This window comes from Sediminibacterium sp. FW305-C-61 (assembly GCF_058231065.1).
This window is the reverse complement of the sequence record NZ_JBIQXR010000006.1, coordinates 264670-279305: the sequence shown is the minus strand read 5'-3', so window position 1 is coordinate 279305 and position 14636 is coordinate 264670. Positions and strand designations below refer to the sequence as shown.

Below are 14636 nucleotides of genomic sequence, written 5' to 3'. Positions count from 1 at the left end.
GCTGATGTCGGATATTGGATATTCGATGTTGAATATTGGATGTTGGACAGGGTAGGGCGTGTAAATTAAATAATTTGACAATTTGCCATTGACAATTCACCATTGACAATTCACATATAAATAATCATATTGATGGAAGCAATACTAAACTGGGTACAAACGCATATCGAAATCATATACATCGTACTACTATCCATTTTTCTGGGTATTGAAGTGATCGGTCGTGTACCAAGTGTGCTGCATACTCCATTGATGAGTGGAGCCAATGCTATTCATGGAGTGGTTATTATTGGTGCTATTATCGTGATGGGAAAAGTAGAGCCCGGTAATTATGTAGCATTGGTTATTGGATTTCTCGCGGTTGTACTTGGCACTTTGAATGTAGTGGGAGGATTTGTGGTGACAGACAGAATGCTTGAAATGTTTAAAAAGAAGAAATAGAAAGTCCTTGTCTAAAGGATACAGAAAATAGTAGTTATGGAATTAAGTTTGCTCACCGTTTGTTACCTGATAGGTTCGTTGACATTTATCATCGGACTAAAAATGTTGTCGCACCCCGATACTGCAAGAAAGGGAAACCTGGTAGCTGCTGCAGGTATGGCAATAGCTATTTTCGGAACCATTTTTTTATACCAGGAAGAAGGTCACAAACTGGGCAATTATGGATGGATTTTTGGTGGATTGATTCTTGGAACCATCATTGGTGTTTTAGCAGCTAAAAAAGTAAAAATGACCGCCATGCCCGAAATGGTGAGTCTGTTTAATGGAATGGGTGGCGCCTGTGCTGCACTGATTTCATTTATTGAATTTGGACATATTAAAGAGTTGCTTTTAAGTAATTCGGCTGAATCGGCTTCAGGTATTGAAATAAATACAGGCACACTTATCACTATTTTCCTCGGATTAATCATAGGTTCCGTATCATTCGCAGGTAGTGTAATAGCCTGGGGTAAACTGAATGGTAAAATCAAAGATTTCTCATTTCCCGGACAACAGTTATTTAACCTGGTTTTATTTGCAGCCACTTTAATAACAGCCGGATACCTCGTTTTTAATCTCACTGCCGAAAACTATTGGCTGTTTTATTGTATCGCTGCCGCTTCGTTGGTATACGGGGTCTTATTTGTTTTGCCAATAGGTGGTGCCGATATGCCGGTAGTAATTTCCCTGCTCAATTCATTCACAGGAGTTGCTGCAGCATGTGGTGGGTTCTTATACGATAACCAGGTTATGTTAACCGGAGGTATACTTGTAGGTGCTGCAGGTACCTTACTTACCATCCTCATGTGTAAGGCAATGAACAGAAGTCTTACAAATGTTTTGATTGGCTCTTTTGGTGGTAGCGCATCTGGTGGCGGAGCTTCATCGCAGGGGCCACAGGGAAATTATAAAGAGATATCAATTTCAGATGCTGCGGTATGCATGGCTTATGCCAACAAAGTAATAATTGTGCCTGGTTATGGATTAGCAGTAGCACAGGCTCAACATACCTGTCATGAGCTGGAAAAATTACTCGAAGAAAAAGGGGTAACCGTAAGTTATGCAATACACCCGGTAGCAGGCCGTATGCCCGGACACATGAATGTGCTACTTGCAGAAGCAGACGTGAGTTATGATAAACTGCAGGAAATGGAGCAGGCGAATGATGAGTTTAAAACCACCGATGTGGTATTGATACTGGGGGCCAATGATGTTGTGAACCCAGCCGCAAAAACAGATCCTTCATCACCCATCTATGGAATGCCGATACTGGAGGTAGAGCAGGCGAAAACTGTGATCGTAAATAAACGAAGCATGAAGCCTGGGTATGCAGGTATTGAAAATGAATTATTCTTCCAGCCAAAAACATCGATGTTGTTTGGAGATGCTAAAGCTGCACTGCAGAAATTAGTTGCAGAGATCAAAGCACTTTAAAAAACAAATTAATACCATTGTTGTCTGGCGAAATTTAGCCACGAATTGTTAGTGTCGCGAAGGATGAAACACAGATCTTCATGATTTTCAAGATTTATCATGATATATCTTGAAAATCATGAAAATCCGTATTCTATTAATAGCAGAAAATCTATTATAAGCACCTATCAAGACTTGCAGCTTGCAGCCTGAAGCTTGAAGCCAAATTTCCCCGTACAGTACTGACTTAAAACCATATTTGTTACCATGAGTGAACTACCTTTGTAATATGCTAGTTCCACAGGCACTTATTGAATCATTGAAGGGTGTTCCAGGCTTTAATGAGACTTCCTTTTGCAATGTTCATGCCTCTGGCGAACAGGTAACTTCCATTCGTTTCCATCCCCAAAAAAAATCTTTAATAGCGGAACCCTGGGAAGGAGAAACTATACCATGGTGCCCAGATGGTTTATACCTTTCTGAAAGACCTTCCTTCACCCTCGATCCATCTTTCCATGGAGGAGGCTATTACGTACAGGATGCAAGTAGCATGTTTCTCTGGCAAATGTTACAACAATTAGTAGCAGATTCAACAGATAAAAGAGTACTTGATCTTTGTGCTGCACCCGGAGGTAAATCAACTTTATTGTCTTCCTATTTTAAGGGAAGCCTTGTTGTAAGCAATGAAGTAATCAAATCAAGGGCATCCATTTTAGTAGAGAATATTGTAAAGTGGGGTGATGAAAATGTTATTGTTACGAACAATGATCCTGCACATTTTTCTTCTCTCGGAAATTATTTTGATGTATTAGTAGTTGATGCTCCCTGCAGTGGTAGTGGACTTTTTCGCAAAGATCCTGATGCAGTTAATGAATGGAGTCCCGAGCATGTTCAGTTATGCAGCCAAAGACAACAAAGAATATTATCAGATATATTGCCTGCTTTGAAGGAGGGAGGTATTCTGATTTATGCTACCTGCTCTTATTCAAGTGAAGAAGATGAACAGATAGCTGATTGGTTGGTTGGAGAAATGAATATGACCTCTTTGGATATTACTACGGAAGAATCCTGGGGCGTTGTTTCAACCCATTCGGCAAAACATAATGCCAGCGGATATCGTTTTTATCCTGATCGATTAAAAGGGGAAGGATTTTTTATCGCTGCATTTCAAAAAAATAATAATGATGCAACAATCGGAAAAGGCAAAACTGCATCCATCACTAAACCTACCAGGCAGGAACTTGAACAGATTAATTCTTTTATTTCAATTGATGCTGCCCATCATGTATTTAAACAAGCTGACCAGTTTAAGCTAATCAATCAAAAATGGTTGGATGATTTGAGTATCCTTGCAGGCTCATTATATATACGTAAAGCAGGAGTTGAACTGGGAGCACTAAAGGGTAAAGATCTGGTACCCTCACATGAACTCGCAGTGAGTGTGATACCCAAAACTTCCTTTAATCAGATACAGGTAAATAAAGAGCAAGCCCTGCAATACCTCCGACGTCAGGATCTATCAATCGAAGCTCCAAAAGGGTGGAACCTTGTACAGTTTGGTAACCTCCCATTAGGTTGGATAAAAGCACTTCCCAATAGAATCAATAACTACTATCCACAGGAATGGAGAATATTAAAGCAATAATGCCGAAACTCCCTAATAATAATCCAGTTCCGATAAAGATTATTAACCAAAAAATAGTTACCGACTGAATACTTCAGATAGCGCTTTTCCCTGATTTATTCACCGATTCTCTGTTTTACTTCTTAAATTTGCCATTTCCATCCCCCCGATAGAGTTATGATGAAATATTGCTTTTTTATACTTGGACTTATATATGGATTTGCAGCTTTGGGCCAGCAAAAATTAGTAATTAAAGGGAAAGGAAATGCCAGATATATTGAACATAAAATAGGTGAAAAAGAATCATTGTCATCACTTGGCAGGGCCTATGGCATATCAGCATCTCAATTGGCAAAATTTAATGGTAAAAGTCCATCATCTCAATTATCAAAAGGAGGGATGATAAAAATACCTGTTAAACTACAGGATATTCAACTTAATGCCCAGGGAACAGCTGTATACCATGTTGTAGGAAAGGGAGAGAATCTTTTTAAAATTGGGCAGTTGTACAATAAAGCTACTGTTGCCCAACTAAGGAAAATCAATAAATTGAGTGTTTCTACAGTTAAGAATGGGCAGGAAATTATCGTAGGATATCTGAAAACCAATATCGATCCGCAACCAGCGCCAATCGTAAAAACAGCAACTCCTGAAGCAGTAGTTGCTGAAAAAAAGCAGGAGCAAACGCAAGGTTATCACCAGGAGAATGAAGCACAAGTAGAAGTGGAGAAAAAAACTACCTCAACTATAGTTGAGGTAAAGAAAGAAACGCCTGTTGTTAACCAACTCCAGGCCCCTGATGAAGGATTCTTTACCTCATTGTACGTAAAACCTGATGCAGCTTCTACACAAAAAACTGTTTCAGGTGAGGCTTCAACATTTAAAACAATCAGCGGCTGGACAGATCGCAAATACTATATTTTAATAAATGATATTGCGCCTGGTACTATTGTTCGCATTACTGCTTCAAACAATAAAAGCATATGTGCAAGAGTACTGGGATCTTTGCCTGTTACAAAGGGAGCGGAAAACCTTTTATTGCGTATGAGTAATTCTGCAGCTTCCGTTTTAGATATGAAAGATGCTCAGTTTACCGTAACGCTCAGTTTTTTTGAATAATACCATTATGAAAAATCTAGCCTACTGCCTTTTTGTATTCCTCTTTGGTATCGCATCCTGCGACGGGAATGCACAGGCCAAATTGTCTGTTGAAGTAGCTTCTTTTGATGAGAAACTACAAATTGGTCAATTTCAGTTGCTGGATGTTCGAACAGCAGGTGAGTATAAATCCGGGCATTTGGCAAATGCGCTGCAGGCAGACTGGTTAAACAAACAACAATTTGAAGAAAGAACTAAACACCTAGACAGATCGAAACCTTTACTGGTATATTGTGCTTCAGGTGTAAGAAGTGAGCAGGCAGCAAAATGGTTATTGCAGCAAGGTTTTAAAGAAGTGTATAATTTAAAAGGTGGAACATCAGCCTGGCAGTTAGCAGGAAAAAAACTCGAAGCTGCCGAGGCAACTAAACAAATGGAACTTGCAGATTTTGAGAAGAAAATAAAAGTATCCGGTTTTGTTTTGGTGGATGTTGGCGCTGAATGGTGCCCTCCCTGTAAAAAAATGGAACCAGTACTTGCTCAATTAAAACAAGAACTCGGAAATCAATACCAATTGGTAAATGTAGATGGTGGAGCAGATATAGATGTAATGAAAGCTGCCAAAGCCTCCGTTTTACCCACATTCATACTTTATAAAGATGGAAAAGAAGTTTGGCGCAAAGAAGGTATCGTGGACATTGAGCAATTTAAAGCTGCACTTAAACTGTAACTATTTTACCCGGTAACCACGCAGGAATTCAGAAGTAGTCATTCTTTTTTTGCCTTCTAACTGAAGATTCAATACATCAATATACCCATCGGCACAACTGAAACGTAGATAGGTTTTTCCATCTGTTTGCATTGTGCCAGGAATGTCCTGAACAGGATCCGCTATTTTTTTACTTCCAAAAATTTTCAAAACCTTTCCATCCAAACTGGTTAATGCGCCAGGGTAAGGAGAAAGACCACGAATCAGGTTGTGTATTTCCGTAACAGATTTATGCCAATCAATTTTACAGGTATCAGTAAAAATTTTGGGAGCATGTTTGATTGAAGCAGTTCCAATTATTTCATCCTGTGCCTGTTCTTTTAGTGAGCCTTGTTCAAGTTGTTGAATCGTTTTAACTAAAAGGTTGGCACCGAGTATTTTCATTCGATCATGCACTTCCCCCGCAGTTTCATCAGGACCAATAGAAAAACGGTCTTGCAATAAAATATTACCGGTATCTATTTCATGTTTTAGCTTAAATGTTGTTACCCCGGTTTCTTTCTCACCATTTATTACGGCCCAGTTTATGGGTGCCGCACCACGGTATTGGGGTAATAAAGAGCCATGGAGGTTAATGGTTCCCAAAGGAGGCATGTTCCATACTATTTCGGGTAACATCCTGAATGCAACAACAATTTGTAAATCGGCTTTTAACTCCTGCAATTGAGCGATAAAATCAGGACTCTTCAACTTTTCCGGTTGAAGTACGTTCAAGTTTTGCGCAACTGCATATTGTTTCACTGCACTCTGTTGTAATTGCAGACCCCTTCCTGCTGGTTTATCAGGTGCGGTTACAACAGCAACAATATTGAATCCGGCTCTTACCAATGCATCTAATGATGCAACTGCAAAATCGGGAGTGCCCATGAATATGATACGCATAGAGGAGAGGGGTGAATGGTCAATTGTGAATGGTGAATTAGCATAATGTTTCTATTCACCATTCACAATTGACCATTCACAGTTTTATTCAAAATCTAAATACAATAAATACTTCTTCCTGATTTTTTTGAAAGATTCAATACCAGGAGCCCAGCTATCCCTGATTTCTTTTTCGGTTTTGCCGCTTTTTATCTGTTCCATCAGTTCATTACTTCCGGCGAGTTTGTTAAAGAAGTAGTCCGTAGGTTTTTCACTTTTTGGTTTGATGAAAAAGTTTTCTTTGTCCGGGAAAAGTTTGTAAGCTTCCAGCAGGTATTTCAGTTGAATCTTATTATCTACTTTCTTCAGTACATCTTCATTTTTACCGTACAGGTTCCATCCATAACTCTGTCTGTCTTTTAATTTAGGCTCTTTTGCACCATCTCTGCTGGTAGGCGTGAAAGCGTACATGTTTTTTGGAAGATATGGATGTCCAAAAATTGAAAATGGATGATCCGTTCCTCTGCCTTCACTCAATACCGTTCCTTCGAAGAAACAGGTACTTGCATACCAGTAAATAGAGGGCATATCAGGGAGGTTTGGAGAAGGTTTTACCGGTAATTCATAATGACTCTTATGGGTATACTGTTGGTTTTTGATCACCTGAAAATGGAAAAGGGTATCAGGTGGAGAATTTTTAGCACGCTGATAATATTCATAGCGTTCATTTGCTTTAGGCGACAACCATTTCTCACCGGCGAGCATCAATGCATATTCGGCCATAGTCATGCCATATACAACAGGTATAGGTTGCATACCAACAAAGCTTTTATAGGCGGTGTCTAAAATAGGTCCATCCACATAAAACCCATTCGGGTTTGGTCTGTCAAGAATCATCAATGGCTTGCCGTATTCAAATGCAGCTTCCATGAATTCTTGTAGGGATGAAATATAGGTATAGAAACGCGTACCTACATCCTGAATATCGAATAGTAATACATCAACATCTGCCAGGTCTTCCGCACTTGGTTTTCTTTTCTTGCCGTATAATGATACTACCGGAATACCTGTATATGGGTCAATATAATTATCAATCTTTTCTCCTGCATCAGCAGTTCCCCTGAAACCATGTTCTGGTCCGAATGCTTTGGTGATTTTTACACCTAAGGTAAATAAGGTATCGACCAGGTGGCGTTCGCCAATAGTTGCAGTATGATTGGCGAAAATACCTACACGCTTTCCTTTTAATAAGGGGAGGTATACTTCTGTTCTATAGGCGGCTGGAATAATTTTAGCCTCTTTTTCTTCTTTTTTGGCAGCAGGCTTGGTCTTCAGGTCTTTTGCATTTTGCACTTGAGCATTGAGACTCAATGCAATAGAAACAGAACAAAACAGTGAGAATATTTTCATCATATAAGGTCTTTAAAATGCGAAAGTTAACAAAAAATACTTGCCTGCACTTGCTTTACAGGTTGTACTTTTGCCGTCCGGCACGTTTTAATAACAACTTAACCTTTTCCCCCGTTTTTCGGATGTCAATGCTAAGCTGCGCGTTCCGTATTCTTTATCTTATAACAAAATAGTATGCAACAAGTAAAAAAAGGTGATACTGTAAAAGTTCATTATCACGGCAAATTAACCAATGGAACTACATTTGATTCTTCTGAAGGAAGAGAACCATTGGAATTTGAAGTGGGCGGAGGAATGGTTATTCCTGGCTTCGACGAAGGTGTTACCGGAATGGCAATTGGCGAAAAGAAAACAATACATATTCCTGCAGATCAGGCGTATGGTCCAAAGCAGGAAGAAATGATCATGGAATTTCCCCGTGATCGTTTTCCGGAAGATATGGTTCCTGAAGTGGGTATGCAACTGAATATGAGTAATGGTTCTGGACAAAATTTTCCAGTTACGATTGCTGAAGTGCGTGAAGTAGTTGTGGTGCTCGATGCTAACCATCCACTTGCAGGGGAAGACCTTATTTTTGACCTTGAACTGGTAGCAATTGAAGGTGGAAGTCCATTGATTATTATGCCTTAATAAAATAATACAGCAATAAAAAACCCCGATTTATCGGGGTTTTTTATTGCTGTATACTTAATCAGGGTCTTCGTAACCACCATCCCAGCCAGAGCCCTGTCAGGCCCCAACCTGCAATTGCATCAATCAGGTGTGCCATTAAATCGCGGCTTTGAAACCAGATATGGTTCGTGTATGGGCCCTGAAGAAAAATAATTAACCCAACGGCCAGACTTGCCGATAAAACCGTCATAAAAGACATCGTTCCCATTTTCTTAAATAGCCAACAAACGAGCAGGAGTATTACAATATTTGTGGCTAATCCCCTTGCCATATTCATACCCATATTCATGTTCATAGACTTGTGGTAATGAATCTGTGCCCATGGCTTTCCATCCATTTCTTCATACAATTTCTCCTGTTCTTCACTCGATGCATTATCAGGGGTGTTGGGCAGAAAATAACTTCCATCTTCTGTAAACTGGCTATTCAGGTATTGCATAATACTATCCTGCTTAGGTGTATAAGCTTCAGCAGATCTGTGTAAACCAGAGGCTGTCCAGGAAACAAATTGCCAGAGGAAAAGAATAATGGCACCTACTAAGGAACCAATAATGGTTTTTTTCATATGGTTGTTTTTGATTGCTTACAAAATATAAAACGAATTGCTTATTTGCAAGTATCCGGCTATACGGCATTTGTTTTTATTATTTTGCAGCATGTTTCAACAATATCAATTTACAGTAGCAGAAAGGTTTATGCGTTATGTACAGGTTGATACGCAGAGCAACCCGGAAAGTGAAAGTTTTCCCAGTACAGAAAAACAAAAAGACTTGTCGGTAATACTTGCCCATGAATTGCATGCGATAGGTATTGAAGCGGTAGAAACGGATAATTATGGATATGTCTATGCAACCATACCAGCCACTACCACAGAAAAACTTCCTGTAATTTGTTTCTGCAGTCATGTGGATACTGCTCCTGATTGCAGTGGCACAGGTGTAAAGCCATTATTGCATAAAAATTATCAGGGGCAAGCGATCATTTTACCAGATGATCCTACACAGGTAATTACAATGGAAGATTATCCTTACCTGCAAACACAGATAGGGAAAGACATTATTACTGCAAGTGGATTGACGCTTTTAGGCGCAGATGATAAGAGTGGTGTTGCTATAATAATGGAGATGGCACAATTTTTAATGCTTCACCCAGAACTGCCACATGGAACCATCAAGATATTGTTTACTCCAGATGAAGAAGTGGGTAGGGGAACTGATAAAGTAGATATCCAAAAAATCGGTGCCGATTTTGCCTATACACTTGATGGAGGCGCTTTAGGAACTTATGAAGATGAAACCTTTAGTGCCGATGGTGTGGTAATTACCTTTTTTGGTGTTAGCGCCCATCCAGGATATGCAAAGGGTAAGATGGTGAATGCACTAAAAATTGTATCTGAATTGCTTGCAATGTTGCCAACTAATGAATGGTGTCCTGAAGCAACAGAAAAACGAGCGGGCTTTGTTCATCCTGTTCACATAGAGGGAATAGCTGAAAAAGCAAAAGTGGAATTTATCATCAGAGATTTTGAAACAACAAAACTGGCTGTTTATAAAGAACGTTTGCAGAACTTGTGTGAACAGCTATTGCAACGTTTCCCCGGTGCTACCTATAGTTTTGAAATAAAAGAGCAATACAGGAATATGAAGGAAATCCTCGACCAATATCCTGAAGTGAACAAGAGGGCTGAAAAAGCCTATAAAGCTGCCGGTTTAACCCTTCAGAAGGAACCAATAAGAGGAGGTACAGACGGAAGCAGGTTAAGTTTTATGGGGTTGCCAACAGCGAATATATTTACGGGTATGCAAGCCATACATAGTAAGCATGAATGGGTTGGTGTATACGATATGGAAAAAGCAGTGGAAGTACTGGTTAAATTAGCTTGTAATTTGGACTGAATGATGTAATTTAAATGGCTTTTAAACATACACCCAAAACGATTAGCCATGTCCGATACTGCATACCTGAATAACAAAGCCAATAATCAAAATAGTTTTGATGCCATTGTAGTAGGTTCAGGCATTAGCGGTGGTTGGGCCGCAAAAGAATTAACAGAAAAAGGACTAAAAGTGTTGATGCTTGAAAGAGGAAGACCTTATGAGCATATAAAAGATTACGACACTGCAAATAAAGATCCCTGGGAAATTCCACATCGAGGTAAAACAACTGCCGCACAGAAAAAAGCTTTTCCCGTGCTCCATAGAGGTTGGGCTGCAAGTGAAGTGGTAATGGATGATTGGGCAAACGAACAGGATTGTCCCTATACAGAAATAAAACCCTTTACCTGGTGGAGGAGTTATCAATTAGGTGGTCGCTCCGTTTTATGGGGACGCCAGAGCTATCGTTTAAGTGATCTTGATTTTGAAGCAAACTTAAAAGACGGCATTGCAGTAGACTGGCCAATTCGTTATAAAGACATGGCTCCATGGTACGATTATGTTGAGCGCTTTGCAGGTATCAGTGGATCAAAAGAAGGATTGGCGCATTTACCTGATGGACAGTTTCTGCCTCCCATGGAATTAAACTGTGTTGAACAGGATGTTGCAGCAAGAATAAAAAAAGCATACAACAACAACAGACGACTTATCATTGGTAGGGTAGCTAATCTTACAGCGCCAATTGAAGGAAGAACACAATGCCAGTTTAGAAACAGGTGTTGGGAAGGTTGTCCTTTTGGAGGATATTTCAGCACCCAATCATCTACCTTACCTGCAGCAATGAAAACGGGAAATTTAACCGTGAGACCATTTTCAATAGTCACTAAACTGATCTACGACAAAGACAGTAAAAAAGCAACCGGCGTTGAAGTGCTTGATGCAGAAAATAATCAGACCTATGTCTACAATACAAAAATAATTTTCCTTAATGCTTCTGCGCTAAACTCTACCTGGATACTCTTCAATAGCGCTACTGATATTTGGCCAGGTGGCTTAGGTAGTAGTAGCGGCGAATTAGGACATAATGTAATGGATCACCATTATAACCTTGGCGCATCAGGAAGGGTTGAAGGATTTGATGATAGATATTATTCAGGCAGAAGGGCAAATGGTTTTTATATTCCCCGATTTGTAAATATGGGTAATGATAAACGTGATTACCTCCGTGGGTTTGGATACCAGGGAAGTGCCAGCAGGGCAGGATGGAGCAGAGATGTTGCCGAATTATCTATCGGAGCAGATTTTAAAGATACCTTAACTGAACCAGGTAACTGGAGCATTGGTGGTACTGGATTCGGTGAAATATTACCTTATCATGAAAACAGGATCATGCTCGACAAACAGAAAAAAGATAAATGGGGTTTACCGGTTCTGGCTATGGATTGTGAGATGAAAGAGAATGAATTGAAAATGAGAAAAGACATCATCGCAGAACTGCAATCAATGCTTGACGCTGCTGGTGTAAAAGATATCAGAACTTGGGATAGTGGCCATGCATTGGGTCATGGTATACATGAAATGGGCACAGCCCGAATGGGTCGTGATCCCAAAACTTCCGTACTTAATGGTTTTAATCAAGTATGGGATGCACCAAATGTTTTTGTAACAGATGGCGCTGCTATGACATCCTCCGCCTGTCAAAACCCATCCCTCACCTACATGGCCCTAACAGCCAGAGCCGCCGACCATGCAGTAGCTGAATTGAGGAAGGGGAATTTGTAGGGGGCAGACCATGGTCCATAGTAAGAATTAAACTGAGAAAATCTATAATGTTTTCCTACCATGGTCTATTGACTATGGACTATGGTCTATACTCCACTATATAATCCGCTCACTAATCTTTCCTGTCTGCTTGTCTTTGAGGATTAATTTCTTAGTTCCGAAATGGGTCATTTCTTCTTTGATGAGGTAATGTTGGTCATCAAATGAAACGAGATGACTTCCTTTACTTAATCCGGTTTGTCCACGCCAGATGTCTAATGCAACAGGCTCCCATTGTTTGGTTTTAGCAGATTTGTAAGCTGCATCAAGGATCGCATTTACAACATACCCGTCATAAAATGTTTCTTTAGGGTCTATACCTTTTTCCATGGCGTTGAACATGTCCATAAACATGTGGTTATACCCAAGTTCATTGAGTTCATCACCAACGGGGAAAAGCCATCCGGTATTGCTTTCAGCTTTTTCAGCAACGTAGTCTGCACCTTTACCGGTAGTAAACATATCGAATCCAGTACGTAGAAAACTGTTGATCCAAATGGTGCCTTCACTTCCCATTACTTCATCACGAAGATCGAGGCCACCACGAAAAGTCCAGCTAACTTCAAACTGACCAATCGCTCCGTTTTCATATTTTACCAATCCAATGGCATGGTCTTCTGCATCTATTGGTTTAACCTGCGTATCGGCCCAACACATTACTTCAACTGGTTTGATGTCTTTACCAATATAACTTCTGGTAATTTCTACGCAATGGCATCCCAGGTCAAGGATACATCCACCACCTGCCTGTTCAATATCCCAGAACCAGTCACTATGTGGGCCAGGGTGTGTTTCCCTTGATTTCGCCCATAGTATCCTTCCTAAAGCGCCATTCTTAACGCTTTCCATTGCCTTGATAAATTTCGGGGTATATACCAGGTCTTCAAGGTATCCATTGAAAATACCTGCTTCTTCTACGGCAAGTAGCATGCGTTTAGCCTCTTCCGCATTGCGTCCCAAAGGTTTGGTGGTAATAACTGCTTTTTTGTGTTTGCAGCACAACATAACAGCAGCTTCATGGAGGTTATTGGGTAATGCAATACATACTACCTCAACATCAGGATGCGCAATGGATTCTTCCATGTTAGTGGTCCAATGATCGCATTGATAATCATCGGCAAACTTTTTTGCACTTTCCTCTCTGCGTGAATAAATGCTGGTGATTTTATCCCGGCTTCTGTAACCCTGTAAAGAGTCGGCATAAAACCGACCAATAAAACCGGAACCGAGCATGGCAATTTTTTTCATAGTGTATGTTTGTGAGATGTGAATTGTCAGTTGTGAATGGTCAATTGTGAATGGTCGGTTCGAAAATATAAATAATTCACCATTGACCATTGACCATTCACCTATCGCTTATTTCTTTTCTTTAAAAAACAATAAAAAGTAAACCAGAACGCCCATTGCTATGTAGGCAGGAACGTACCATATATTCAGCCAGTTATGTGTTTCTCCTGTTTTATAGAGGTCTACAATATATCCGCTGAACCATGTTCCTATAAACATACCAACACCATAGGTGGCGAAAGTGAATAGTCCCTGTGCCGCATTTTTTATTTTGGCACCTGCTTTTTTCTCCGTGTACATATATCCTGTTACGAAAAAGAAATCATAACAAATACCATGTAAAACAATTCCCGCATATAACATCCAGTTATTCGAGCCTGCATCGCCATAAGCGAAAAATATATAACGCAATATCCATGCACTCATGCCCAACAGTAGCATATTTTTTACGCCGATTCTGTTAAAGAGAAATGGTATCGCGAGAATAAATACTGCCTCTGAAACCTGACCCAAGGTCATTTTACTGGCAGCATTTTCAAAATTCATTTCATTCAGAAAAGGATTGGCAAAACCATAGTAAAAAGAGAGTGGAATACAAACCAGAATGGCTGCGATAAAAAATATCAGGTATGGTTTCTCTTTAAATAACACAAATGCTTCTGTTCCCAATGCTTTGGAAGCAGAACCATCAGCACCATTGGGTGGCGTATTTGGAAGCACAAAACTTAAGATGCCAAGACAAACAGATACTGCGGCGGCCATATAAAAAGTGGATGCTGTTTTCTCAATTCCCAACTGGCCAATCAACACTCCTGCAACTATCCAGCCAAGCGTACCGAATACCCTGATCCATGGGAACTGTTTACCCGGATCGGTCATTTGTGAAAAAGCTACACTATTACTTAGTGCTATGGTAGGCATATATAATAGTGAATAACCAAGTATTACCCAATAGAATATGGTGCTATCTGTTATTTGCGTTGCGAGAAAAAGCAATACTGCCCCTATTAAATGAAGTACACCCATTATTTTTTGGGCGGCGAAATATCGGTCAGCAATCATACCAACAAAAAATGGAGAGATCATGGTGGCAATTGCCAGGGCGCTATAAGCGGCACCTATTTCAACACCCGTTGCATTTAAATGGGTACCCATATAGGTTCCCATGGTAACATACCATGCACCCCATATAAAATATTCGAAAAACATCATGGAGGCCAGTAAGGATCCGGTTTTGTTGTTCATAAAGCTGTTGGTTTATCTTTTTAGTCGGTAAAAAATAAATGTAAACAATATTCCCGATCCATATCCGATTAGTCTGATAGCA

13 protein-coding genes are annotated in these 14636 nt (G+C 40.0%); 8 read left to right on the top strand and 5 right to left on the bottom strand.

The window, feature by feature from the left end; translation table 11 throughout:
• The first annotated feature begins 132 nt into the window (after window positions 1–132).
• From ACH30E_RS15700 to ACH30E_RS15680, 5 genes are all read left to right on the top strand, one after another.
• Window positions 133–441: an NAD(P) transhydrogenase subunit alpha part 2 gene (locus ACH30E_RS15700; protein WP_294991971.1), complete on the top strand. Its 309-nt coding sequence runs from the start codon at window positions 133–135 to the stop codon at window positions 439–441.
• A gap of 36 nt (window positions 442–477) precedes the next feature.
• Window positions 478–1914, top strand: a complete 1437-nt coding sequence (locus ACH30E_RS15695) for an NAD(P)(+) transhydrogenase (Re/Si-specific) subunit beta (RefSeq protein WP_490825600.1) — start codon at window positions 478–480, stop codon at window positions 1912–1914.
• A 268-nt stretch (window positions 1915–2182) separates the two neighbouring features.
• A complete protein-coding gene (locus tag ACH30E_RS15690) occupies window positions 2183–3538 on the top strand; it encodes a methyltransferase RsmF C-terminal domain-like protein (protein WP_490825599.1) in 1356 nt (451 codons plus the stop codon).
• A 156-nt stretch (window positions 3539–3694) separates the two neighbouring features.
• Window positions 3695–4636, top strand: coding sequence for a LysM peptidoglycan-binding domain-containing protein (locus tag ACH30E_RS15685; RefSeq protein ID WP_490839012.1), 942 nt, complete (start codon window positions 3695–3697; stop codon window positions 4634–4636).
• Window positions 4637–4643: 7 nt separating this feature from the next.
• Window positions 4644–5345, top strand: coding sequence for a rhodanese-like domain-containing protein (locus ACH30E_RS15680; RefSeq protein ID WP_490825597.1), 702 nt, complete (start codon window positions 4644–4646; stop codon window positions 5343–5345).
• On the opposite strand, the gene fmt is transcribed toward ACH30E_RS15680, so the two are convergent.
• The gene (gene fmt / locus ACH30E_RS15675) at window positions 5346–6266 is read right to left on the bottom strand and encodes a methionyl-tRNA formyltransferase (protein ID WP_490825596.1); all 921 of its coding nucleotides are present in this window, start codon (window positions 6264–6266) and stop codon (window positions 5346–5348) included.
• Between the two features lie 84 nt (window positions 6267–6350).
• Window positions 6351–7658, bottom strand: a complete 1308-nt coding sequence (locus ACH30E_RS15670) for an exo-beta-N-acetylmuramidase NamZ family protein (protein ID WP_294991956.1) — start codon at window positions 7656–7658, stop codon at window positions 6351–6353.
• A 171-nt stretch (window positions 7659–7829) separates the two neighbouring features.
• On the opposite strand from ACH30E_RS15670, the gene ACH30E_RS15665 reads away from it, so the two are divergent.
• Entirely contained in the window at window positions 7830–8285 is a 456-nt protein-coding gene (locus ACH30E_RS15665; RefSeq protein ID WP_294991953.1) for an FKBP-type peptidyl-prolyl cis-trans isomerase, read from the top strand.
• 61 nt (window positions 8286–8346) lie between these two features.
• On the opposite strand, the gene ACH30E_RS15660 is transcribed toward ACH30E_RS15665, so the two are convergent.
• On the bottom strand, window positions 8347–8892 hold the full coding sequence (locus ACH30E_RS15660) for a hypothetical protein (RefSeq protein ID WP_294991951.1): 546 nt from the start codon (window positions 8890–8892) through the stop codon (window positions 8347–8349).
• Between the two features lie 91 nt (window positions 8893–8983).
• On the opposite strand from ACH30E_RS15660, the gene pepT reads away from it, so the two are divergent.
• Complete coding sequence (pepT, locus tag ACH30E_RS15655; RefSeq protein WP_490825595.1) at window positions 8984–10222, top strand: peptidase T; 1239 nt, start codon at window positions 8984–8986, stop codon at window positions 10220–10222.
• A 48-nt stretch (window positions 10223–10270) separates the two neighbouring features.
• Window positions 10271–11983, top strand: coding sequence for a GMC oxidoreductase (locus tag ACH30E_RS15650; RefSeq protein ID WP_490825594.1), 1713 nt, complete (start codon window positions 10271–10273; stop codon window positions 11981–11983).
• Between the two features lie 96 nt (window positions 11984–12079).
• Here ACH30E_RS15650 and ACH30E_RS15645 read toward each other — a convergent pair whose 3' ends face one another.
• Both ACH30E_RS15645 and ACH30E_RS15640 read right to left on the bottom strand, forming a co-directional pair.
• Window positions 12080–13270 carry a Gfo/Idh/MocA family protein gene (locus ACH30E_RS15645; RefSeq protein ID WP_294991942.1) on the bottom strand — a complete coding sequence of 397 codons (1191 nt, stop codon included), beginning with the start codon at window positions 13268–13270 and terminating at the stop codon, window positions 12080–12082.
• A gap of 108 nt (window positions 13271–13378) precedes the next feature.
• Window positions 13379–14554 (bottom strand): nucleoside permease, encoded by a 1176-nt coding sequence (locus ACH30E_RS15640; protein WP_490825593.1) that lies wholly within the window; start codon window positions 14552–14554, stop codon window positions 13379–13381.
• Window positions 14555–14636: the final 82 nt, after the last annotated feature.

Excerpts from the sequence above, each read along its gene's own strand:
- ACH30E_RS15685 (WP_490839012.1), top strand. The coding sequence starts at position 3,695 with ATGATGAAATATTGCTTTTTTATACTTGGACTTATATATGGATTTGCA.
- ACH30E_RS15690 (WP_490825599.1), top strand. The coding sequence starts at position 2,183 with ATGCTAGTTCCACAGGCACTTATTGAATCATTGAAGGGTGTTCCAGGC.
- fmt (WP_490825596.1), bottom strand. The coding sequence starts at position 6,266 with ATGCGTATCATATTCATGGGCACTCCCGATTTTGCAGTTGCATCATTA.
- ACH30E_RS15695 (WP_490825600.1), top strand. The coding sequence starts at position 478 with ATGGAATTAAGTTTGCTCACCGTTTGTTACCTGATAGGTTCGTTGACA.
- ACH30E_RS15700 (WP_294991971.1), top strand. The coding sequence starts at position 133 with ATGGAAGCAATACTAAACTGGGTACAAACGCATATCGAAATCATATAC.
- ACH30E_RS15645 (WP_294991942.1), bottom strand. The coding sequence starts at position 13,270 with ATGAAAAAAATTGCCATGCTCGGTTCCGGTTTTATTGGTCGGTTTTAT.
- ACH30E_RS15640 (WP_490825593.1), bottom strand. The coding sequence starts at position 14,554 with ATGAACAACAAAACCGGATCCTTACTGGCCTCCATGATGTTTTTCGAA.
- pepT (WP_490825595.1), top strand. The coding sequence starts at position 8,984 with ATGTTTCAACAATATCAATTTACAGTAGCAGAAAGGTTTATGCGTTAT.
- ACH30E_RS15650 (WP_490825594.1), top strand. The coding sequence starts at position 10,271 with ATGTCCGATACTGCATACCTGAATAACAAAGCCAATAATCAAAATAGT.
- ACH30E_RS15660 (WP_294991951.1), bottom strand. The coding sequence starts at position 8,892 with ATGAAAAAAACCATTATTGGTTCCTTAGTAGGTGCCATTATTCTTTTC.
- ACH30E_RS15665 (WP_294991953.1), top strand. The coding sequence starts at position 7,830 with ATGCAACAAGTAAAAAAAGGTGATACTGTAAAAGTTCATTATCACGGC.
- ACH30E_RS15670 (WP_294991956.1), bottom strand. The coding sequence starts at position 7,658 with ATGATGAAAATATTCTCACTGTTTTGTTCTGTTTCTATTGCATTGAGT.
- ACH30E_RS15680 (WP_490825597.1), top strand. The coding sequence starts at position 4,644 with ATGAAAAATCTAGCCTACTGCCTTTTTGTATTCCTCTTTGGTATCGCA.